19 protein-coding genes (1 of these 19 only partly in view) are annotated in these 22,364 nt (G+C 73.8%); 10 read left to right on the top strand and 9 right to left on the bottom strand.

The window, feature by feature from the left end; translation table 11 throughout:
- From ACIHAD_RS20400 to ACIHAD_RS20415, 4 genes are all read right to left on the bottom strand, one after another.
- A protein-coding gene (locus tag ACIHAD_RS20400) for an SDR family NAD(P)-dependent oxidoreductase (protein ID WP_397356068.1) crosses the window boundary here: on the bottom strand, window positions 1-4,470 show its 5' portion. Its footprint begins 930 nt before the window's first position; the window shows 4,470 of its 5,400 coding nt (coding positions 1-4,470); its start codon is at window positions 4,468-4,470; the stop codon falls past the left edge of the window.
- Window positions 4,467-9,077, bottom strand: a complete 4,611-nt coding sequence (locus ACIHAD_RS20405; protein ID WP_397356069.1) for an amino acid adenylation domain-containing protein — start codon at window positions 9,075-9,077, stop codon at window positions 4,467-4,469. The genes ACIHAD_RS20400 and ACIHAD_RS20405 overlap by 4 nt, the downstream gene beginning before the upstream one ends.
- Window positions 9,074-10,525 carry a thioesterase domain-containing protein gene (locus ACIHAD_RS20410; RefSeq protein ID WP_397356070.1) on the bottom strand — a complete coding sequence of 484 codons (1,452 nt, stop codon included), beginning with the start codon at window positions 10,523-10,525 and terminating at the stop codon, window positions 9,074-9,076. Before ACIHAD_RS20410 ends, ACIHAD_RS20405 begins: the two co-directional genes overlap by 4 nt.
- 505 nt (window positions 10,526-11,030) lie before the next feature.
- On the bottom strand, window positions 11,031-11,552 hold the full coding sequence (locus ACIHAD_RS20415; protein WP_397356071.1) for a MauE/DoxX family redox-associated membrane protein: 522 nt from the start codon (window positions 11,550-11,552) through the stop codon (window positions 11,031-11,033).
- A gap of 215 nt (window positions 11,553-11,767) precedes the next feature.
- Here ACIHAD_RS20415 and ACIHAD_RS20420 point away from each other — a divergent pair, with 215 nt between their 5' ends.
- The 10 genes from ACIHAD_RS20420 (at window position 11,768) to hypF (ending at window position 19,388) form a co-directional block, all read left to right on the top strand.
- A complete protein-coding gene (locus ACIHAD_RS20420) occupies window positions 11,768-11,947 on the top strand; it encodes a hypothetical protein (protein ID WP_397356072.1) in 180 nt (59 codons plus the stop codon).
- Window positions 11,948-12,018: 71 nt separating this feature from the next.
- Window positions 12,019-12,213, top strand: a complete 195-nt coding sequence (locus ACIHAD_RS20425; protein ID WP_397356073.1) for a hypothetical protein — start codon at window positions 12,019-12,021, stop codon at window positions 12,211-12,213.
- Window positions 12,214-12,249: 36 nt separating this feature from the next.
- Window positions 12,250-12,786: a TlpA family protein disulfide reductase gene (locus ACIHAD_RS20430; protein WP_397356074.1), complete on the top strand. Its 537-nt coding sequence runs from the start codon at window positions 12,250-12,252 to the stop codon at window positions 12,784-12,786.
- A complete protein-coding gene (locus tag ACIHAD_RS20435) occupies window positions 12,783-14,609 on the top strand; it encodes an ABC transporter ATP-binding protein (RefSeq protein WP_397356075.1) in 1,827 nt (608 codons plus the stop codon). Before ACIHAD_RS20430 ends, ACIHAD_RS20435 begins: the two co-directional genes overlap by 4 nt.
- Entirely contained in the window at window positions 14,606-15,076 is a 471-nt protein-coding gene (locus tag ACIHAD_RS20440) for a S26 family signal peptidase (RefSeq protein ID WP_397356076.1), read from the top strand. The genes ACIHAD_RS20435 and ACIHAD_RS20440 overlap by 4 nt, the downstream gene beginning before the upstream one ends.
- A 132-nt stretch (window positions 15,077-15,208) precedes the next feature.
- The gene (locus tag ACIHAD_RS20445) at window positions 15,209-15,604 is read left to right on the top strand and encodes a PadR family transcriptional regulator (RefSeq protein ID WP_397356077.1); all 396 of its coding nucleotides are present in this window, start codon (window positions 15,209-15,211) and stop codon (window positions 15,602-15,604) included.
- A 35-nt stretch (window positions 15,605-15,639) separates the two neighbouring features.
- Window positions 15,640-16,251, top strand: a complete 612-nt coding sequence (locus ACIHAD_RS20450; protein WP_397356078.1) for an SIS domain-containing protein — start codon at window positions 15,640-15,642, stop codon at window positions 16,249-16,251.
- A complete protein-coding gene (locus ACIHAD_RS20455; RefSeq protein ID WP_397356079.1) occupies window positions 16,248-16,463 on the top strand; it encodes a HypC/HybG/HupF family hydrogenase formation chaperone in 216 nt (71 codons plus the stop codon). The genes ACIHAD_RS20450 and ACIHAD_RS20455 overlap by 4 nt, the downstream gene beginning before the upstream one ends.
- On the top strand, window positions 16,460-17,122 hold the full coding sequence (locus ACIHAD_RS20460; protein ID WP_397356080.1) for an SIS domain-containing protein: 663 nt from the start codon (window positions 16,460-16,462) through the stop codon (window positions 17,120-17,122). The genes ACIHAD_RS20455 and ACIHAD_RS20460 overlap by 4 nt, the downstream gene beginning before the upstream one ends.
- Window positions 17,112-19,388: a carbamoyltransferase HypF gene (gene hypF / locus ACIHAD_RS20465; RefSeq protein ID WP_397356081.1), complete on the top strand. Its 2,277-nt coding sequence runs from the start codon at window positions 17,112-17,114 to the stop codon at window positions 19,386-19,388. The genes ACIHAD_RS20460 and hypF overlap by 11 nt, the downstream gene beginning before the upstream one ends.
- A 65-nt stretch (window positions 19,389-19,453) precedes the next feature.
- On the opposite strand, the gene hypE is transcribed toward hypF, so the two are convergent.
- From hypE to ACIHAD_RS20490, 5 genes are read right to left on the bottom strand one after another with little or no spacing between them, the layout of a single operon-like run.
- Window positions 19,454-20,593: a hydrogenase expression/formation protein HypE gene (gene hypE, locus ACIHAD_RS20470; protein WP_397356082.1), complete on the bottom strand. Its 1,140-nt coding sequence runs from the start codon at window positions 20,591-20,593 to the stop codon at window positions 19,454-19,456.
- Window positions 20,590-21,717 (bottom strand): hydrogenase formation protein HypD, encoded by a 1,128-nt coding sequence (gene hypD, locus ACIHAD_RS20475; RefSeq protein WP_397356083.1) that lies wholly within the window; start codon window positions 21,715-21,717, stop codon window positions 20,590-20,592. The genes hypE and hypD overlap by 4 nt, the downstream gene beginning before the upstream one ends.
- Before the next feature lie 11 nt (window positions 21,718-21,728).
- Window positions 21,729-21,998 (bottom strand): HypC/HybG/HupF family hydrogenase formation chaperone, encoded by a 270-nt coding sequence (locus tag ACIHAD_RS20480; protein ID WP_397356084.1) that lies wholly within the window; start codon window positions 21,996-21,998, stop codon window positions 21,729-21,731.
- A 10-nt stretch (window positions 21,999-22,008) separates the two neighbouring features.
- Window positions 22,009-22,122 (bottom strand): DUF6893 family small protein, encoded by a 114-nt coding sequence (locus tag ACIHAD_RS20485; RefSeq protein WP_397044786.1) that lies wholly within the window; start codon window positions 22,120-22,122, stop codon window positions 22,009-22,011.
- 29 nt (window positions 22,123-22,151) lie between these two features.
- Window positions 22,152-22,361 (bottom strand): hypothetical protein, encoded by a 210-nt coding sequence (locus ACIHAD_RS20490; RefSeq protein ID WP_397356086.1) that lies wholly within the window; start codon window positions 22,359-22,361, stop codon window positions 22,152-22,154.
- Between the last annotated feature and the right edge of the window lie 3 nt (window positions 22,362-22,364).

The following is a 22,364-nucleotide window of genomic DNA, read 5'->3' on the forward strand; positions in this document are numbered from 1 at the left end:
CAGCGTGAGCAGCCCTGACAGCGGGACGCCGCCCTGCTCGTCCGCCGAGGACACGCAGCGGTCCATGATGGCGCGCAGGTCCACGCGGTCGGCGGCCGGCGGGCTCACCTTGGCCGCCGTGCCTCTGGCGTGCGTACGGTGTGATCCGCCGATGATGCTCTGCACCTGGAACTCCGCGCCGTCCGCCTCCGGGGTGAAGATCACCCGTACCTCGGCGGTCGCGCCGTCGGCCACCGACAACGGCTCGACGAACACCACGTCCCGCAGCTCGACGAGCCCGCCGCCGGGCAGCACCGCCTCGGTGGCCGTCCTGGCCAGCTCGACGTGGCCGGTGCCCGGCAGCACCGGTACGTCGGCGATGCGGTGTTCGTCCAGCACCCAGTGCGTGCTCGGCGAGAGCGTGCCGCTGCACCAGTCGAGGCCGCCGCCCTCCGCGGCGTGCCGCGCGTCGAGGACCGGGTGGTCGATCGCCTTGATCCGGTCGCCGCGCTGCAACGCGACGAATCCGGCGGGCGCCGCGGTCTCCACCGCCATGCCGACTTCCAGCCACCTGCCCCAGTTGACGCTGACGACCTGGGCGGCGTTCCAGCCTCGTCCGGCGCGGGCGTGCGCGTCGAGGAAGTTGTTGGCCGCGCAGTAGTCGATCTGCCCGAACCCGCCGGCCACCGCGGTGATCGACGAGCAGAGCACCACGGCCTCCAGCTCCAGGTCGCCGAACGCCTCCTGGAGTGCCAGCGTGCCCAGCACCTTGGGACGGAGCACGGCCTCGGCCGTCTCCCTCTCCTTGATCTGGGCCATGCCGCCGCCGGGCAGGCCGGCCGCGTGCACGAGCACGTCCACCCGGCCGAAGGCGGCGAGCGTCTCGTCCCTGACCCGGCGCATGTCCGCCGGGTCCGTCACGTCGGCGGCCAGGGTCAGCACCCGCGCCCCGGCGGCCTCCATCCGGCGGATCGCCTCGACGGCGCGCGCCTCGCGGGCCGAGCGCGGCGGCCCGGCGGGCAGGCCGGTCCTGGACAGCAGGACGAGGTCGACCCGGGCCCGCGCCGCCAGGTCCTCGGCCAGCGAGACGCCGATGCCGCCCAGACCGCCGGTGATCACGTACACCTGGCCGTCGCGCGGCTCACCCGGCTCGCTCGACACCTCCACCTGCTCGTACCCGAGCAGCCACCGCTTCCCGCCGCGCAGGGCGACCGGGGCCAGCAGCCCGGCCTCGCCGGGCTCGGCCGCGCGGCCCAGCTCGGCGGCGACGCCACGCAGGGCGTCCCGGTCCGGCGAGTCCCCGTCGGGCGCGTCGATGTGGCGGACGCGCAGCCACGGCGTCTCCAGGGGGACGACCCGGGCGAAGGCGGCCAGCGTCGCGTGCTCCGGCCTGGTCAGGTCGCCGCCGACGACGTCCATCGTGCCCGCGGTCACCAGGTCGAGCTGCACCCCGCCCGGGGGCTGGGCCGCCGACAGCGCCTGCACGAGGCCCAGGACGCCGAAGAAGCCGCGGTCCTGTGCCGCCCACGTCTGCTCGCCGCCGGTGAGGGCCCAGGCGTGCACGATCCGCTCGGGAATTTCGCCGACCGCGTCGAGCAGCGCGTCGTAGTCCTCCCGTACGGCCGGTCGTACCGTGAAATGTCCGTCGAAGGCGCCGAACGCGGTGCCCGGCCGGACCTCCAGAACCTCGGCCCCGGACGCGCGCAGCACGTCGGCCAGCGCGGCCGAGTCCTCGTCCACGAAGGCCAGGCAGCGCGTGATCGCCGACGCAGCCGCCGGCCGGACGGGTGCCTGGTGCCAGACGGGCACGCCGTACCACTGCTCGGGCGGCAGGGGCCCGTCGGCCCGCCGCGGGGCGGCGACGCCGGAGGCGCCCTGCGGGTCGGGGTCGATCCAGGCGCGCTGCCGCTCCCACGGGTAACCGGGCAGCGAGACGCGGAAACCGGGGGCGCCGAAGTCGTTCAGCTCGACGCCGTGCACCCAGAGCGCGCCCACGGCCTGCGAGAAGACCGCGACGTCACCGGCCCGGTCGCGCGGGCCCGGCAGCGACGGCAGCGGGGCGATCGCGCCGGTGGCCAGCTGGGTGGCCGCCAGGCCGGACAGTTGCCGCCCCGGCCCGCACTCGATCATGACCCATTCGCCGTCGGCCAGGAGCGTCGAGACGCAGTCGCCGAAGCGGACCGGTTCGCGCACGTGCCTGGCCCAGTAGGACGGGTCGGTGGCCTCGGCGGCGGTGATCCAGGTGCCGGTCACGTTGGACAGGAACGGCAGGCTCGGCGCGGCCGGACGGGCGGCGGCGACCAGCTCGCGGAACTCGCGGAGCATCGGCTCCATCATCGCCGAGTGGAAGGCGTGCGAGGTGCGCAGCCGGGTGCAGCCGATGCCCTCCTCCTCCAGCATCTCGGCCAGTTCCGTGATCGACTCCGACGGGCCGGACACGACGCACGTGCCGGGGCCGTTGACGGTGGCCACGGAGACGTCGTCGGGCAGCATCGGCGCGATCTCGTCGGGCATGAGCTGCACGGCCAGCATGGAGCCCGGCGGCAGGGCCTGGATCAGCCGCCCGCGCTCCGCGACCAGCCGCAACGCGTCGGGCAGCGTGAAGACGCCGGCGATGGTGGCCGCCGCGTACTCGCCGATGCTGTGGCCGATCATCGCGGCGGGCTCGACGCCCAGCGAGAGCCAGAGCCTGGCCAGCGCGTACTCGACGGTGAACAGGGCGGGCTGGGTGAGCGAGGTCTGCCTCAGCGCCTCGTCCGCCTGCTCGCCGGTGGCGAAGATCTGCTCACGCACGTCCAGGACGGCCGCGCACTCGTCGACCGCCTCGCGGAAGATCGGCTCGTTCCGGTACAGCTCCGCGGCCATGCCGCCGTACTGGGAGCCCTGGCCGGAGAAGAGGAAGGCCACCTGCGGAGGTCGCTTCGGCTTGGCCCCGGCGACGATCCGCCTGGGGTCGGACAGCGCGTTCACCGCGTCGCCCGGCGAGGTGGCGACGACGGCGGCGCGGTGCTTGAGCTCCCGGCGGCCCACGCGCAGCGTGAAGGCCGCGTCGGCCAGGTCCGTCTCGGGGTGCGCGGCCAGGTGGGCGGCCAGCCGTTCCCGCGCCGCGGCCAGCGCCGACTCCGTTCTGGCCGACAGCTTCAGCAGGTGCGCGGGCCGCTCGCGGGGCAGCGGCGGGCGCGGCGGCGCCTCCTCCAGTACGGCGTGCGCGTTCGTGCCGCCGATGCCGAACGAGCTGACCCCCGCGCGGCGCGGGAAGGCGTCGCGCTCCCACTTCGTCGGCGCGGAGACGACGTAGAACGGGCTCGCCGGGAAGTCGATCTTCGGGTTGGGGCTCTTGAAGTGCAACGTCGGCGGGATCAGCTTGTTCTCCAGCGACAGCACCGCCTTGATCAGACTGGGGACGCCGGCCGACTGGCCGAGGTGGCCGATGTTGCTCTTGACCGAGCCGATGCCGCACCACTGGGTGTCGCTCGTGTGCTGCGCGAACACGCTGGACAGCGCGGCCACCTCGATCGGGTCGCCGAGCGCCGTGCCGGTGCCGTGCGCCTCGACGTAGGTGACCGTACGAGGGTCCACGCCGCCCACGCCCAGCGCCTGCGCGATCACCGCGGCCTGCCCGTCCAGGCTCGGCGCGGAGAAGCCGACCTTGCCCGCGCCGTCGTTGTTGATCGCGTTGCCCAGGACCACCGCGCGGATGTTGTCGCGGTCCTCGATCGCCTCCGACAGCCGCTTCAGCACGAGGACGCCGCCGCCGCTGCCCCAGGCCGTGCCACCGGCGTCGGCGTCGAAAGAGCGGGTGTGCCCGTCGGGGGAGACGATGCCGTCCTGGTCGTAGATGTACCCCTCGCCCTGCGGCAGGTCCAGCATGGCCGCGCCGGCCAGCGCCATGTCGCATTCGCCGTTGCGCAGCGCCTCGCACGCGATGTGGAAGGCCACCAGCGCGGTCGAGCACGCGGTGTGCACGGTGTAGCTGGGGCCGCGCAGGTCGAGCTTGTAGGAGGTGAGGGTCGCGCAGTAGTCCACGTGGTTGCCCACCATGACCGCCAGCCAGCCGGCGTTCTTGTGGGCCTGGGAGTTGCTGCGGATGTTCCGCCACTGGTAGGTGTCCGTCCCGGTCCCGGCGTAGACCCCGATCTCGCCCGGATAGCGGAACGGGTCGTAGCCCGCGTCCTCCAACGCCGTGTGCGACAGTTCCAGGAACAGCCGATGTTGCGGATCGCGGACCTCGGCCTCCCTGATCGACATGCCGAAGAACGCCGCGTCGAAGTCCTGATGGTCCTCCAGCGCCATGGCGGCCGGCACGAAGTTCGGGTCGGCCAGCAGACTTTCCGGCACCCCCGCCGCCCGTTGCTCCTCCAGGGTGTAGGTGGTCAGCGACTCGACGCCGTCGGCGAGGTTGCGCCAGAACTGCTGCGCGTCACCCGCTCCCGGGACCCGGCACGACAAGCCGATGATCGCGATCGGCTCAGCCGTGGGCTCGTCCGTCATGGGGCAATCCCCTTCTCGTTGCGGTTCCTCAACCTGTCTCGCCGTGAGGCCAGGCGGCGCGCCGCCCGGTCCAGCCCCGGACTGCCGCCCGCCCCGTCGAGGTGGGCGGCGAGCGTCCGGATCGTGGGATGCCTGAACAGCTCCGTGATCGGGATCTCGCGGCCGGTCGCCGCCTTCAGGCGCGCCTGCACGGCCGCCACGGCCAGCGAGTGGCCGCCGATCTCGAAGAAGTTGTCGTCGGGGCCGAGCCGCGGCACGCCCAGCACGGCCCGCCACACCTGGGCGACCGTCTTCTGCGTGGGGCCGTCGAGGCCGCCGCCTGCCTTCGGCTGCTCGACCGGCCGCCCGCGCAGCGCGGCGCGGTCCACCTTGCCGTTGGGCGTCAGCGGCAGCGCGGGCAGCGCCACCACCTCGGTGGGGACGGCGTGCTCGGGCAGCGCGCGGCGCAGCTCCTCCAGGATGCGATGCGCCGCCGCCCCCGGCCCGGCGGGCACCACGTAGCCGATGAGCGTGCCGCCCTCGACCCTGGCCGCGGCGGCGCGTACGTCCCGGCAGGCGGCGAGCGCCGCCTCCACCTCGCCCAGCTCGACCCGGAACCCGCGCACCTTCACCTGGTCGTCGGCGCGCCCGGCCGGGGTGACCGTGCCGTCGGGGTTGCGCCGGCCGAGGTCCCCGGTGCGGAAGCGGTCGCCGGCGAAGCGCCGGCCGGTCAGCACCGGGTCCAGGTAGCCGGAGGCCAGGTGGCGGCTGCGGACGACCACCTCGCCGAGCTCGCCCACACGGGCCCGCCGGCCGTCCGGCGCGACCACGATGATCTCGCTGCCCTCGACGGGCCGTCCGATCGGCACGATCTCCGGGTACGGCTCCGCGAGCTCGTGCCACGCGTGCGCCTGCGGCGTCTCGGTCGTGCCGTAGAAGGCGACGAGCCGGGCACGGGGCACGAGCGTGCGCAGCCGGCCCGCCTGGGCGCCGGTGAACAGGTCGCCGCCCACGCCGGCCAGCCGCACGTCGGGCAGCGTGGCGCCGGTGTCCGCCAGCATCGCCGCGAGCTGCGGCGTCAGATGCAGGACGGTGATCGCGTGCTCGCGCAGCCAGGTGACGAGCTTGACGGGATCGCGCACCAGCTCCAGCTCGGGCACGAACAGCTCGGCGCCCGCCGCGGCCGGGACGAACATGTCACGCAGCGCCGGATCGTGGGCCGGCCCGGACAACAGCGCGAACCGGTCGTGCGGCTCGACGTCGAAGGTGCGGACGTACCAGGAGACGAAGTGCGCCAGCGGCCTGTCGGAGGTGACGACCGCCTTGGGATCGCCCGTGGTGCCCGAGGTCATCGACAGATAGCCGGGCCCCGGCAGGTCGGCGCCGCCCTCGCGCAGCTCGACCTCCTGGCCCCGGAGGACCGCCCGGGCCCCCGCGGCGGCGATCTGCCTGTCCTGCACGGCGGCGGGATGGGCCGAGTCGATCACCACCCACCGTGCCCCCGCCGCCAGCACGCCCAGCAGGATCCCCGGCAGCTCGGGCACCCGGGAGGCGACGACGGCCACCACGGCCCCCGGCCCGACCTCCGCCCGCCGCAGCGCCGCCTCGGTCCGCCGCCGCGCCCCCGCGTGCGCGTCGCCGACCAGCTCCAGCAGTCCGGGCCCGTCCCAGGCCGGGAGCTCAGCGTCGGGCGGGCCGGGTTCCAGGCGCCCGGTCAGCAACTCGCCGAGCAGCTCGACATAGCCCTCGACCAGCGCCGCCATGCGCCCGGCCGTGAAGAGGTCGGGGTTGTAGACCAGCTCCAGCGCGTAGCCGCCGCGCTGCTCGCCCACGTACATCGTCAGGTCGAACAGCGCTCCCGGCAGCCCGGGGCGCAACGTCTCACTCGCGCAACCGGCCAGCTCCAGCCGGGCCTGCGCGAAGTTGTACATGTTGAACATGACCTGCGTGATCGGGTTGCGGCTCAGGTCGCGCGGCAGCCGCAGCGACTCCAGGAGCTGCCCGAGCGGCACGTCCCGGTGCCTGATCGCCGCGTTCAGCTCGGCCGCGCACGCCGCCACCTGCTCGGCGAAGTCGCCCCGGGGGCGCAGCCGCAGCGGCAGGACCTGCACGCACATCCCCACCAGCGACTCGAACGCGACGTGCGGCCGGTCGGCGTAGGCCGCCCCCACCACCAGGTCGTCCCGTCCCGACAGCGCGCCCAGCAGGCGGCCGAAGGCGGCCAGCAGCACCGCGTACGGCGTGGTGCCCAGCCGCGCCGCCAGCTCGGCGACCCGTCCGGCAAGTGCCGGGTCCAGCTCGCCCCGGCAGGCGGCGCCGCGGAAGGTCTGCGCGGGCGGTCTGGCCGCGTCCCTGGGCAGGTCAAGCACCAGCGGGGCGTCCCGCAGGCGCTCCCGCCACCAGCCCAGCGCCCGGCCGTCGCCGTTGCCGCGCAGCCAGCGCACGTAGTCGGCGAACGTGTGCTCGCTCACCTCGACCGGCTCGCCGCGGTAGGCGGCGGACAGGCCCCGGTAGAGCACGTCCTGCGACCAGCCGTCGAACACCAGGTGGTGCGCGGTCAGGCAGAGCACGTGCTCGTCGGGGGCCAGCCGGATCAGCCGCGCCCGGAACAGCGGCCCGGCGGCCAGGTCGAACCGTTCCCGCGCCTCCTTCTGCAGCGCTCCGGCCAGTTCCGCGGGGGAGAGGTCGTCGATCGGCAGCGGCACCTCGTCCGGCGGCGCGACCGTCACGTCGGGGATCCCGTCGCGCGAGCCCACCCGCCAGCGCAACGCCTCGTGGGCCGCCACGACGCCGGTGAGCGCACGCCGGAGCGCGGCGACGTCGAGCGGGCCGCGGATCCGCTCGGCCATCGCGATGTTGTGCGCGGCCGACTCGGGCGCCAGCTGCTCGACGAACCACATCCGGCGCTGGGCGGGGGAGAACGCGGCCGGGCTCCCCGTGGGCGGCGCGGCGGCGGTCGCCCGTCGCGCGCCCTCCACGAGCGCGCGCAGCGCGCCGTAGGTCCTGCCCTCGTAGACGTCCTGGACCGACACCACCCGGCCCAGCTCCGCGCGTACCGCGGCCACCAGCCGCATCGCCCGCAGCGAGTGGCCGCCGCGCTGGAAGAAGTCGTCCTCGTCGTCCGGGACGGGCGCCTCCAGCACCCGCGCCCAGATCCCGGCCAGCCCGGTACCCGTGCCCTGTTCCCGCTGGGCCAGTGCCCGCAGGGCGGCGAGGTCGACCTTGCCCGAGGCGTTCAGCGGGAGCAGGGCCAGCCGTACCAGCTTGGTCGGCAGCATGTACGGCGGCAGCCGCACCGCCAGGTCGTCGCGCAACTCGGCCAGGTCGGGCGCGTCCTCGGGCGTCACGTAGGCGACCAGCTCGCCCGCGTGGTCCACCACCGCCTGCCGCACCCCCGGATGGGCGCGCAGCGTCGTCTCCACCTCTCCGATCTCCACGCGCTGCCCCTGGACCTTCACCTGGCGGTCGAGGCGGCCCATGAACGCGATCTGGCCGTCCTCCTGCCAGGCCACGTGATCGCCGGTCCGGTACAGCCGCGCTCCCGGCTCGGCCGAGAACGGGTCGGGCACGAAGCGCTCGGCCGTCAGCCCGGGCCGGCCCAGGTATCCGCGGCTGACCTGCGGGCCGCCGACCAGCAGCTCGCCGGGGACGCCCGGCGGGCACTCGTTCATGTCCTCATCGACGATGTACGCCCGGCAGCCGCGCAGCGGCCGGCCGATCGGCAGCGGACGCTCCCACACGCCGTGGAACTCGCCGCCCACCACGACGACGGTCAGCTCGGTCGGGCCGTACAGGTTGTGGAAGCGCGTGTGCGCCGACCACCGCGCCACCTGCTCGGGCGGGGGCGGCTCGCCCGCCGTCACCACGTCCCTCAGGTACGGCAGCCGGCTCGGGTCCACCAGCGGGAGCAGCGCGGGCGGCAGGTATCCCCAGGTGACGTCGTGCTCCTCCAGGAAGTGCTGCAACCGGGCCGGATCGACGCGGTCCTCGTCCGGCACGAGCTGCACGCAGCCGCCGATCGTCAGCGGGATCACCATGTCCATGATCGAGGCGTCGAAGCCCAGCGCGGAGAAGGCCATCGAGCGGCAGCTCGCGTCCAGGCCGAAGTGCGCGACGGTCGCGGTGACGAAGAAGACCGCGTTGGCATGGCTCACGACCACGCCCTTGGGCCGTCCGGTGGAGCCGGAGGTGTAGATCACCCAGGCCGCGTTGCCCGCGACGGCCTCGCTCTCCCGCCGTACGGCCGGCCCCTCCTGGAAGGCGTGCACGAGCGTGGCGGCGCAGCCGTCCAGGAGCTCGTGGCCGCGCTCGTCCACGACGACCACCGCGATCCCGGCGTCCTCCACCACCTCCTCCAGCCGCCGGCGCGGATGCCCCGGATCCAGCGGCACGTACGCGCCGCCCGCCAGATGGATGGCCAGCACCGCCACCGGCATCAGCGGGGTACGGCGGGTGCACAACCCCACCCGTGCCTCGGGCCCGACGCCGAGCTCGCGGAGCCGGCCCGCCAGCGCCCACGCCCGCTCGACCAGCTCGGCATAGGTGAGCACGTTCTCCCATTGCCGGACCGCCGGGGCGTCCGGGGTCCGCGCGGCCTGAGCCGTGATCAGACTGCTGAGGAGTGTCATCCTGCGGCCTCCACACCCGGCCGTACCAGCCGGCCTTGCCGTACCGTCTCGAAACGCAGCAGGAAGCGCGGCGCGCGGACGGCGATCGCGGCGAGCGCCCGGCCCAGCGGCAGGTGCGTCACCCGCCACTCCGCCAGCCGCTCCGTCATCCACTCCGCCTGGGGCGCCGCCTCGGGTGCCGCCTCGGGCACCCAGGTGGCGCCCGGCCGCTGCCCGGCGAACCCGAACAGCGCCGGATCCACCCGCAGCCCGTCGCCGAGCGCCTTCAGCAGCGCCTCCTTGGCCGTCCACGTGCGCAGCGCGCTGTGCAGGCGCAGTTCCTCGGGCAGCGCGGCGAACTCGTCGCGCTCCCGCTCGTCCAGCACCCGCTCGAAGAACGCCTGCTCGTCGGCCGGCGGGCGGAAGCGCTCCAGGTCGGCGCCCACCTCCCGGCCCGTCGTCAGGGCGACCAGCACGAGCCCGCCCGAGCGGCTGAGGCTGTAGGTGAGCTCGGTCCCGGCGTACGGCACACCGCCGGACCGGGCGCCCGGCTCGACCCCGTACTCCGCGAGCAGCCGCCGCAGCAGCACCGACCCGCCGACGAACCCGCGCCGGTGGTCCTCCTGCCGGAACCTGGCCGCCCGTGCCGCCTCCCTCGGGGACAGCTCGTCGACGGCCGCGCGCATCTCGGGCAGTTCGTCGAGGTCGGCCAGCCACACGTGCACCTCGTCGTCGGCCAGGCCCTGCCGGGGGCCCTCCGCGATCGTCCGCGCCACCTCATCGCCGTGCGTGGCGAGGAAGAGGTGGGCGGCGTCGAGCGTGTGCAGGCGGAAGGTCGAGGAGGTGTGGCGGGCCCAGCCGAGCATGGTGGGGTGGGCGACCTCTTGGTCGTGCGCGCCGGCGAAGGCGACGACGGGGACGTCGAGGGGCTCCTGCCTGACGAAGCGATAGCGGCGCAGCCATTCCATGTCCGTCCGCAGGGCGGGGATGAGCAGGGCCTTGACCTCGGGCTGCGTCCGTAACTCCGGGGGCGCGCCGAGCCGGTGGATCAGCTCGTCGATCAGGTCCTCGTCGCCCAGGCCCGTCCAGCGGCCCAGCGTCTCCCGGCGCTCCGGCGGGTGCGCGGCGCCGACGTAGAGGCACTCGGGCGGCGGTGCGCCCAGCCGCCGCAGCTCGCGGACCACCTCGAAGGCGACCCGGCCGCCCATGCTGTGCCCGTAGATCGAGTACGGCGTGCGCTGGTGGGCGGCGATGGACCGGGCGATCAGCTCGGGGGAGAGGGCTCCGGGTTCGGCGATCCGGCCTTCACGACCGGGGAGCATCGCCACCCGTACGTCGAGGACGCCGTCGAACGCCTGCCTCCACGCCCAGAAGGCGGAGACGTCCCCACCGGCGTAGGGGAGGCAGAAGAGGGTCCGAGCGCCGGGCGGGTATCGCGTCAGCGAGGCGAACGGGGTCTCGGACAGCACGTGTTCTTCTGGCATCGCGACGCGAAGTCACCCCCCGGCAGGTCCACCGCGCCGTGCGAGGTCGTCGCGCGGGCAGCAGGAAGTATGGGCCGCTCGTCAGGGTTCGTCCTGGCGAGGGGCGGCTCTCGGCTGAAGCCACGCCATTCCTATTATTTTGTCCGAAAGTCAGTCAAGGGATGAAATTTAAACCAATGATGGAATCCTGGTTTCGGGCATCGCGAAAAGCCGCCGCGGGCGGGGCCGTCGGCGGGCGGCGGGCCTCCCCGGCTGGGCGGATGATCTCTGTCTCCCCCCGCACCTTGGGGTTTTGCCACTCTATGTGATGATCTTGTTCCTCTATGGAATGCCCGTAATTAGTGTTTCGGTCCTCCCTTTGGAAGGGACATCTGTCCCTTTTGACAGATTGAGTCGAGTCCGATTCTGCATATCGGTCAGATCTGCGGTGATCCGGCTGACAGCGGCCTTGCGGCGTCCTGACAGCCGCCGTCCCGCGCCCGCCGAACCGTCAGCCGCGCAGCAGCAGGACGAGGTCGTCCCAGCGGGCCATGAGCAGCCCCGCGACGGCGCCGAAGACGCCGACCAGCGCGCCGAGCACGAGGTCGGCGGGCTGGTGGGTCACCGTGCTCGCCAGCCCGAGCAGGGCGACCGCGAGGAGGAGGACGTTGCGCACCACGTGCTGCGGCCCCAAAGGCGTGGACGAGCCCCCGAAACAGCGGCAGGGCGTCGCGACACCGCGCCGGACGACCATGACGACGGCGGCCGTGAGGCAGATCATCAACCCCGCCGCCACCACGAACGCCGAAGGCCCCGCCCACGGCAGAGGTGTCGCGGCGAGGACGACCACCAGCCCCTCCGCCGCCGCGGTCGCCACGGCGACCGTCGTGGTCGCGCCATTCCCGACGACCCTCATTGCTCTGACGGATTCGACGAACTCTGTCCAGGCCGTACGGCCGATCACTTTACTCGCCAGCGCCAGCGCGAAAACGGTGAGCAGCAGCAGCCTGCACGCCACATCGACGTACTGCATGATCGCAACCTAACAAATCCGGCAATGGCGTCATAGGGGTTCTTCAATCGCGCGCCCGGCCGGGCCGGAGGGGCCGCGGCCGTGTCGAGGTGCTGGCGGCGGGCGCTGTCAGGGGCGTTGAGAAGTCATTGAGAAACCACTGAGAAACCATTCAGAACGGCGGCGCATGCTGCGGCGACCAGGTATCCGACCGAAAGGAATGCCACATGCGGGCCATGAGCAGATTGGCCGACCGGCTCCTGGAGATGGTCGCCCCGCACACCGTCGCACGGGCGACCGACTGCGATTACCAGTGCTGCGGCGCGAACTACTGGAAGTACTGCTGCTACTACCCGAACGGCACCTCCCACTGCGGTTCCTGCATCACCAACTCGAGTTCCCAGAAGTGGTGCTGAGACCGACCGGTGCCCGGCGGCCGTCCGGCGGCCGGGCGCCTCTCTCACGCCCGTCACGGAGGAGGTGACCGGTGTCCCACACCGTTGCCCTGCCGGCGCTGGCCGGTGCTCTGTTCCTGATGAACGTGATGCTGACGCTCGGCGTGCTGCGGCGTTTGCGCGCGCACACCGCGCTCATCGACGGCCTGTACGACCTCGTCGCCGGCGTCCTGAACCCCTCCACGGCGACGGCTCCGGCCCCTGGGACGAACGACTTCCCGCGGTAGGCCGGCGTCGTGAACATCGAACCGGAGGTGAACCCGATGACCCCCCTGATGATGGTGTCGATCCTGGTTTGCGTGTTGTGCCTGGTGGGCCTGGTCCTGACGCTGGGGGTGGCCCGGCGGCTGCAGGAGCACAGGAAACTCATCGACGCCCTGTACGAGGTCGTCGCGCGCGGCGGCGCGCCCGGGGCCGACGGCCTGACCGTCGGCGACACGGTCGGCGAGTTCGACGTGCGGACGGTCGACGGCGGCCGGGTGGCACGCGACCTGCTCCCCGACGGCACCGTGGTCGCGTTCCTGTCGGCCGACTGCGGCAGGTGCCGGACCGAACTGCCCGAGCTGGCCTCCTGGGCGGCCCGGCAGGACCGGTCGCGGGTGCTCGTGGTGGTCGACGCCGAGCCGATGGCCGAGACACTCTCACCGGTGGCCCAGGTGGTCGTGGAGGCGGGCGAGGGGCGGCTGACCGGCGCGTTCCAGGTGACGTCCTTCCCCAGCTTCTTCCAGGTCGCCGCGGACGGCAGCGTGCGGGCCAGGATCGGCGGGGTCTCCCAGCTGCCGGCCGGATCGGCGGCATGAGGGACGGGCCGGGCCCGCGGGTCCTCACCGCGTGCGCGGTGAGGAGCGTCGGGCTGGTGTGGCGGGCGGCGCCCGTGTACGTCCTGGCATACCTGGCGGTGACGCTGATGACCGCCGTCACCCCGATCGCGCTCGCATGGCTGACCAAGGCGGTGCTCGACGGCGTGGCGAACCGGCAGGCCGCGCCGCTGCTCGGCCTCGCGGTGGCCATCGCGGCCGTGACGACGCTCGCCTCCGGCGCCGGGCAGGCGGCGCAGTACCTGCGGGCCGAGGTCGATCGCCAGGTGTCCGTGCAGGCCAAGATCGAGCTGTTCGCGGCGGTGTGCGGATTCACCGGGCTGGCCAGGTTCGAGAGCCCGGCCTTCCTCAACCGGCTGCGCATGGCCCAGCAGAGCGCGAGCAACCCCGGCAGGCTGGTGGACACCGCGCTGTCGGCGACCAGCGGCACGATCACCGTCGCCGGGTTCGTGGGCTCGCTGGCGCTGATCAGCCCCGGCTTCACCGGGCTGGTGCTGCTGTCGGCGGTCCCGGCACTGCTGATCGAGCTGCGGCTGGCACGGCAGCGCGTCGACATGATGTGGCGGATCGGGCCGGCCGAACGCAGGGAGATGTTCTACGCGCACCTGATGTCCACGGCGGACGCGGCCAAGGAGATCCGGCTGTTCGACCTGGGGGCGTTCCTGCGGCTGCGCATGCTGACCGAGGCGCGGACCGCCGTCAGGGCCCGCCGGACGATGGACCGGCGGGAGTTCGGGGTCCAGGCGGGCCTGGCCGGCACGTCGGCGCTGGTCGCCGGGATCGGCCTGGTGTGGGCGATCCTGGCGGCGGGGCAGGGACGGCTGAGCGTGGGTGACGTGTCGATGTTCGTCGCGGCCGTCGCGGGCGTGCAGGCGGCGCTGAACATCATGGTGTCCGCCGGGACGATGGCCCACGAGCAGCTCCTGACCTTCCACCACCACCTCACGATCGTGACCTCCGGCCCGGGGCTGCTCTCGCCTCCGGAGCCCGTCCCGCTGCCCGCGCTGCGTCGCGGCATCGAGCTTCGCGACGTGTGGTTCCGCTACAGCGACGAGCACTCCTGGGTGTTGCGCGGCGTCGACCTGTTCATCCCGTACGGGCACACCGTCGCGCTGGTCGGACGCAACGGCGCCGGCAAGAGCACGCTGGTCAAGCTGCTGTGCCGGTTCTACGACCCGACCCGCGGCTCGATCCTGTGGGACGGGGTGGACATCCGCGACGTGGCGCCCGAGGCCCTGCGCGCCAGGATGGGCGCGGTCTTCCAGGACTTCGTCTCCTACGAGCTGACCGCGGCCGACAACATCGCCGTGGGCGACCTCACCGCGGAGGGCGACCGCCGGCGCATCGAACGGGCCGCCCGCGAGGCCGGCATCCATGACGCCGTCGCCGGCCTGCCGTACGGGTACGACACGATGCTGAGCCGCGGCTTCGCACCCGACCAGGACGAGGACGAGGACGGCGTGCTGCTGTCCGGCGGGCAATGGCAGCGGCTGGCGCTGGCCAGGGCCTTCCTCAGAGGCGACAGCGACCTGATGATCCTCGACGAGCCGAGCGCGGGGCTCGACGCCGAGGCCGAGCACGAGATCCACAACCAGCTCGCCCGGCTGCGCTCCGGACGGACCAGCGTCGTCGTCTCGCACCGGCTCGGAGCGGTCCGCGACGCCGACGACATCGTGGTGCTCGGCGACGGCGTGGTCACCGAACTGGGCACCCACACCGAGCTGATGGCCCTGGACGGCACCTACGCCCGCCTGTTCACCCGGCAGGCCGGCGGTTACCGGGACGACGTGGAGGTGCCGCGGTGATCGTCCTCGGCACGCTCGCGGGTCCGGTGGCGCTCGTGCTCGGAGGCGTCCTGTGGCTCCGCCTCAGATACCTGGTGGTGACCGTGGAGGGGGAGAGCATGCTTCCGGCATACCGGCCCGGTGACCGGGTTCTGGTGCGGCGGGCGTCGCTGCGGGGACTGCGCGCCGGCCAGGTCGTCGTGCTCTCACGGGCCGCCGGCCCGTCCGAGGACGCGGGCGCGCACTGGATCATCAAGCGCCTGGCGGCCGTCCCCGGCGACCCCGTGCCCCGCGAGAGGGTGCCCGCCCTCCGCGACGCTCCGGGGACCCGCGTCCCCGACGGCCACCTGGTCGTCCTGGGCGACAACCCGCGGCGCTCGTACGACTCCCGCCGCGCCGGATACCTGACGGCCGACCGCCTGCTCGGCGTGGTGCTGCGCAAGGTCGAACCGTTCTCCGGCCGCCGGCGGGACATCGTGGTGCGCTGACCGCCCGAGACCTATCCCTTGGCTTGCCTTCTGCCAGAAGTTGGCAAGGACGGCGCGCGCAGCCGCGGAATCGCCAGGCGTGGACGTTCTACTACCCCTTGGAGGGTGCGTTCCGCTGGCGGGGGAGTTCGTATGGAAGGCGGCGAGAGGCGAGGATTGTTGTCCCCGATCCTGCTTCTCCTGATCTGGAACCGGCCCAGCCACGGCTACGACCTGATCGACCGGCTGGGGGAGCTGGGCGTGGCGGGGGTGGAGCCCGGCCACGTCTATCGGCTGCTGCGCGCCCTCGAACGCGACCAGTGCCTGGTCTCCTCGTGGACCGCCTCGCGTACGGGGCCTCCGCGCAGGAAGTACGAGATCACCGCTTCGGGTCTGAGCGACCTGAAGGCCGCCATGATCCGGCTGCGGGACCTGGGGGACGTCCTGCGCACCTGCGCGGCTCTGTGGGACGAGGGACACCGGCCGCCGTCCCATGACGCGGGCCCGTCCCGTCCCCGCGTCGCCTCGTGGCAAGGAGAGGTGAGATGACGCCTGTGTCGCCGCCCTTCGGAAGGAGAGGTGAGATGACGCCTGTGTCGCCGGCCTTCGAGCGGCGGGTCGCCCCAGGGCGGGCGCTCGCCGGGGAGGCCGCCTCGATCGCCCTGGCGTGCCGGGCCATGGCCCTGCGGTTCGCGCGGGGCGGCCGGCTGCTGGTCTTCGGCGACGGCGGCGCCTCGGCGGACGCCCAGCACGTGGCCGTGGAGTTCGTCCACCCGGTCATCGTCGGTAAGAGGGCCCTGCCCGCCCTCTCCCTCAGCCATGACGCCGCCCGGCTGACCGCCGTCGCCGCGACCAGCGGGTTCGAGGAGGTCTACGCCGAGCAGGTGCGCCTGCTGGCCGCCGAGCACGACATGGCGCTCGGGTTCTCCTGGGACGGCGGCTGCGCGGACGTGCTGCGCGGGCTGGAGGCGGCACACGGGCTCGGGCTGCTGACCGTCGCGCTCGTGGGCGGAGAAGGCGGAGAGGGCGGGGACGGCGGGGACGGCGGCGCCGTCGGCCGCAGCCCCGCCGTGGACCACGTCCTCGCCGCCCGGTCCGGAGACCCGTGCGTGGTGCGGGAGATCCACATGACGGTCTACCACCTGCTCTGGGAGCTGGTGCACGTCTTCCTCGACCAGCCGCAGGAGGCCCGATGACCGAGGAGCCGGGGGAGCGGGTGTGCCTGACCTGTTCCGACCTCGCGCTGCCCATGCGCGTCGTCGAGTTGCTCGGGGACGGCCTGGCGATCGCGCAGGGGGACGCCGGCGGCCCGCAGGAGATCAGCGTGGCCCTGGTCGAGGCCGGGCCGGGTGACGTCGTCCTGGTGCACGCCGGTGAGGCCATCGCGGTGGGGGGAGAGTGCGGATGAGCACGACGGAAGGCACCGGCGTCGAGGCCCTCTACCCGTCCCTGTACGTCCGGCCCACCGACCCCGACGCCCTGCTGGAGGAGGTGCGCCGCTCCTGCGCGGCCAAGGCGCACGAGATCGTCGCGCTGCGGGAGACGGTCGCCGGGCTGCACGGCGAGGAGCTGGCGCGCTGCGCGGCGCGGACGGCGGCGGCCTTCGAGTCCTGCGGCAGGCTGTTCGCCGTCGGCAACGGCGGCAGCGCCACGGACGCGCAGGCGCTCGCCCAGCTCTTCGCCCACCCGCCGCACGGGCGGGGGCTCCCGGCGACCTGCCTGGCCGCCGACGCCGCCGTCGTCACCGCGCTGTCCAACGACGTCGGCTACGACCTGGCCTTCGCCCGCCAGGTCGCCGCCTTCGCCCGGCCCGGCGACATCGTGGTGGGCCTGTCGACGAGCGGCGGCTCGGCGAACGTGCTGCACGCCTTCGCCGAGGCGCGTCGCCGGGGCGCGCTGACCGTCGGCCTGGCCGGCGGTGACGGCGGGCGGATGGCGGCGGACGGCCTGGCCGATCACCTGTTCGTCGTGCCGTCCCCGTCGGTGCACCGGATCCAGGAGGCCCAGGTGACCCTCTACCACGTCCTGTGGGAGCTGGTGCAGCGGGCGCTGACCGGTGACGGCTGAGGGGCCCGGCCGGATCCGGATCAGGGTCGAGGGGCTGGTCCAGGGCGTCGGCTTCCGGCCGTTCGTCAGTGGCCTGGCCGGACGGCACGAGCTGGCCGGGTTCGTCGGCAACGATCCGCGCGGCGTTTTCATCGAGGCCCAGGGCGAGCCGTCGGCGCTGCGGGCCTTCGTCGCCGAGCTGGAGCGGCGGGCGCCGCCGTCCGCGCTGGTCGAGAGCGTCACCGTGGCGGACGCCGAGCCCGTCGCGGAGTCGGGCTTCCGGATCGTGGCCAGTCGCGGCGAGGGCGCCCGCCAGGTGTGCGTGCCGCCGGACACGGCGCCGTGCGACGCCTGCGCGGCGGAGATCGCCGACCCGGGCGCGCGCCGGCACGGCTACGCCTTCACCAACTGCACGGCCTGCGGGCCCCGGTTCACCATCGTCACCGACCTGCCCTACGACCGGCCCAACACCACGATGGCCCCGTTCGCGATGTGCGCCCACTGCTCGCGGGAGTACCGCGACCCCGGCGACCGGCGCTTCCACGCGCAGCCGGTGTGCTGCCCCGCGTGCGGGCCGTCGCTGCGGCTGCTGGACGCGGACGGCCGGCCGCAACCGGGCGACCCGGTCGGGACGGCGGCGCTCTGGCTGGCGCGGGGCGGGATCCTGGCGGTCAAGGGCGTGGGCGGGTACCACCTCGCGGCCGTGGCCGGGGACGAGCAGGCGGTCGGCGCGCTGCGGGCCCGCAAGCGCAGGGAGGGCAAGCCGTTCGCGGTGCTGGCCGCCGACCTGGCCGCGGCGCGCGAGCTGGTCCTGCTCACCTCGGCCGCCGAGCGCGTCCTGAGCGGACCGCGGCGGCCCGTCGTCCTGCTGCCGCGCCGGGGCGGGGCCCCGGTCGCCGAGGCGGTCGCGCCGGGCAACCGCGAGCTGGGGGTGATGCTGCCCGCGACGCCGCTGCACCACCTCCTGGCCGTACGGCTCGGCCGGCCCGCGGTCCTGACCAGCGGGAACCGGTCGGACGAGCCGATCGCGCACCGGGACGACGACGCCCTGGACCGGCTGGCCGGCATTGCCGACGGCTTCCTCGTCCACGACCGGCGCATCCACGTCCGGGCCGACGACTCGGTGGTGCGCCTGTTCCGCGGCCGGGAGCTGCCCGTCCGCCGCTCGCGCGGGTACGTGCCCGCGCCCGTGCCGCTGCGACGGCCGCCGTCCCGGCACGTGCTGGCCTGCGGCGGCGAGCTGAAGAACACCTTCTGCCTGGTCAAGGGCCGCCACGCGGTCCTGTCGCAGCACATCGGCGACCTGGAGGACTACGAGACCCTGCGCTCGTACGCGGAGGGGATCGGCCATCTGAGCCGGCTGTTCGGCGTCCGGCCCCGGCTCGTGGCCCACGACCTGCACCCGGAGTACCTGTCCACCAAGTACGCGTTCGGCCTCGACGGCGTCGAGCTCATCGGCGTGCAGCACCATCACGCCCACATCGCCTCCTGCCTGGCCGACAACGGCGAGGAGGGCCCGGTGATCGGCGTCGCCCTGGACGGCCTGGGCCTCGGCTCCGACGGCACCCTGTGGGGCGGCGAGCTGCTGGTCGCCGACCTGCGGGGGTTCGAGCGGGCGGGGCACCTGGAGGCGCTGCCCATGCCCGGCGGGGCGGCGGCCGTACGGCAGCCGTGGCGCATGGGCGTGTCCTACCTCGATGCGATCTACGGCGACGCGCCACCGGACCTGCCCTTCGTGCGGCGGCACCGGGGCCGGTGGGCGGCGGTGGCGTCGCTGGCCCGCACCGGGACGAACGCGCCGGCCACGTCGAGCGCGGGCCGGCTGTTCGACGCGGTGGCCGCGATCGCCGGGCTGCGCGACCGGGTGCTCTTCGAGGGGCAGGCCGCGATCGAACTGGAGCAGCTCACCGAGCCGGGCGAGCGGGCCGCCTACCCGGCGGCGCTGTCCGGCGGGCCGGAGCTGGTCGTGTCCGGGACCGACCTGGTCCGCGGCGCGGTCGAGGACCTGCTGGCGGGCGTGCGGACGCCGCTGGTGGCCGCGCGCTTCCACAACGGCCTGGCCCGCGCCCTGCTGCGGGCGGTGCTGACGCTGAGCGAGCGGACGGGGCTGCGCGACGTGGCGCTGTCCGGCGGCGTGTTCCAGAACGTCGTCCTGCTGGAGCGGATGGAGGCGGGGCTGCGGGAGGCGGGCCTGCGGGTGCTCCTCCACTCGCGGGTGCCGCCCAACGACGGCGGCCTCAGCCTGGGTCAGGCCGCCGTCGCCGCCGCCCTGGACCACGCCGGATAGACCGCGCCGGACAAGCACACGCCGGACAAGCCGCGCCGGATAAACCGCGCCGGTCGGGCCGGGGCTCAGCAGATGCGCGGCAGCGGGTCCCCGACCAGCATGTCGACGATCCGGGTGCCGCCGAAGGCGGTGTCGAGCAGCACGAGCCCCGCGGGCTTGGCACGCACCCGGCCGACCACGGCCGCCTCCGCGCCGAGAGGATGGCCGCGCAGCGCCTCCAGCGCCCTTCCGGCCTGATCGCCGTCGACCACGGCGACGAACCGGCCCTCGCAGGCGACGTACAGGGGGTCGATGCCGAGCAGTTCGCAGGCGCCGTTCACCACCGGGCGGACCGGCACCGCCGACTCCTCCAGCACGACGCCGAGCCGCGAGGAGCGGGCCAGCTCGTTGAGCACCGTCGCCACCCCTCCGCGCGTGGCGTCCCGCAGCACCCGCACCCCGGGGACGGCGTCGAGCAGCGCGGCGACGACGCCGTTGAGCGGCGCGGTGTCGGAGGCCAGGTCGGCCTCGATGTCCAGCTCCCCACGGGAGATCATGATGGTGACGCCGTGCTCGCCGATCGGCCCCGAGACGATGACGGCGTCGCCCGGCCTGATCGCCGACGGCGTCAGCTCCGTCTCCCGCTCCAGCACGCCCACGCCGGCGGTGGTGACGTAGCATCCGTCCGCCTTGCCGCGTTCCACGACCTTGGTGTCCCCGGTGACCACCTGGACGCCGGCGCGATCCGCGGCGGCGGCCATCGAGGCGGCGATCCGCCGCAGGTCGGCGACCGGGAAGCCCTCCTCCAGGATGAAGCCGGCCGACAGGTACAGCGGCCGGGCCCCGCAGACGGCCAGGTCGTTGACCGTGCCGTTGACGGCGAGGTCGCCGATGTCGCCGCCGGGGAAGAACAGCGGGAAGACCACGAAGGAGTCGGTGCTGAAGGCCAGCCGCCCGCCCGCCACCCCCAGCACGGCGCCGTCGCCGAGCGGCTCCAGGATCGGGTTGCGGAACGCGTCGACGAACACGGCCTCGACCAGCGTGTGCGAGGCGCTCCCGCCCGCGCCGTGGGCCAGGGTGATGCGCTCCTCCCGGACCCGGGCCTTGCGTCCCCGGGCGCGCTCGATGCGCAGCAGCACCTCTTCCTCGCGGGTCGCCGGGCCGGCGGGCCCGCCCGCCTCGCGGACGGCCCGCTCGGCCCATCCGGCGGTGCGCTCGGTCGTCATGCCGTGGTCGCCTCCTTGGCCCGCGTGCGGGTGAACCGGCCGAAGTTGTAGTACGCGGCGCAGGCGCCCTCGGAGGACACCATGCAGGTGCCGATCGGCGTCTCCGGCGTGCACGCGGTCCCGAAGACCTTGCACTCCCACGGCTTGAGCACGCCCTTGAGCACCTCGCCGCACTGGCACGCCTTCGGGTCGGCCACCCGTACGCCCGGCACCTGGAAGATCCGTTCGGCGTCGTGGGCCGCGTAGGCGTCGCGCAGGCGCAGCGCGGAGTGGGAGATGAAGCCGAGGCCGCGCCACTCGAAGTACGGGCGCAGCTCCATGACCCGGCCGATCGCCTCCAGCGCCCGGCCGTTGCCCTCCCACGGCACCACCCGCGTGTACTGGTTCTCCACCTCGGCCCGCCCCTCGGCGAGCTGGCGCAGCAGCATGTGGATCGACTGCAGGACGTCCAGCGGCTCGAACCCGCAGCAGACGAGCGGCTTGCCGTGCTCCTCGGCGATGAACGCGTACGGCCGGCAGCCGATGACGGTGGAGACGTGGCCCGGCCCGATGAAGCCGTCGAGCCGCAGGTCCGGCGAGTCCAGGATCGCCTTGATCGCCGGAATGATCATGACGTGGTTGCAGAAGACGGAGAAGTTGCCGAGCCCTTCGGCCGCGGCGCGCAGCACGGTCATCGCCGTGGACGGCGCGGTGGTCTCGAAGCCGATCGCCATGAAGACGACCCGGCGGCCGGGGTTCTGGCGGGCGATCCTCAGCGCGTCGAGCGGGGAGTACACCATGCGGATGTCCGCGCCGGCGGCCTTGGCGTCCAGGAAGGAGCCGTCGCCGCCGGGCACCCGCATCATGTCGCCGAACGAGGTCATGATCACGTCCGGTTCGCGGGCGATGGCGATCGCGTCGTCGATGCGTCCCATGGGGATCACGCAGACGGGGCAGCCGGGCCCGTGGACGAGGTTCACGTTCGGCGGCAGGTGGTCCTCGACGCCGTGCTTGTAGATCGTGTGGGTGTGCCCGCCGCACACCTCCATGAAGGTGTAGCGGCGGCCGGGTTCGCACAGCTCCGCGATCCGCCCGGCCAGGGCCCGCGCCTTCTGGGCGTCGCGGTACTCGTCGACGAAGCGCATGCCGGCGCCTTTCACGTGATGTCGGATTCCGCGAGCGCCTGGAGCTCGTCGGTGTAGGCGGGGCCGAGGTCGTTCAGCAGCGCGAGCGTCGCCGCGGCCTCGGCCTCGTCGATCCTCGACATCGCGAAGCCCACGTGGACCAGGACCCAGTCGCCGGGCCGGACCGGACCGTCCAGCAGGCCGACGCTGATCGCGCGGCGTACGCCCGCGACCTCGACGGTGGCCAGCTCAGGCCGGTCCGGCAGCAGTTCGACGATCTCTCCGGGGATGCCGAGACACATGGTTCCGGGATCACATCTGCTTGATCTTGATGTAGCGCCTCAGCGCCGGGAGTTCCTTCCAGAACATCCCCAGGAGCACCGCCCCGGCCAGCCCGGCCAGCAGTGTCGTACGTGGTCGCCGCATGTCTGTCTCCTCTTTCTCAGCCGGGTTTCTCAGCCGGGCGGGAGGTTGGGCATGACGGGCAGGATCGGGTCGTGCCTCTTGGGGCGGATCCCCGTCGAGCGCCGGGCGTCGGCCGTGCCGTCCCGGTGGTGTCCCGCCTGGTGCTCGTAGGCGCCGGGCCGGTTGCCCTGCTCGACGCCCTTGACGTGCGCCGTCGCGTCGGGTGCGACGTCCGGCTTGCCCACCTTGATGTGTGCCATGGT

Origin of the sequence: Nonomuraea sp. NPDC052265, assembly GCF_044547985.1 — a bacterium.
Lineage (GTDB): Bacteria > Actinomycetota > Actinomycetes > Streptosporangiales > Streptosporangiaceae > Nonomuraea.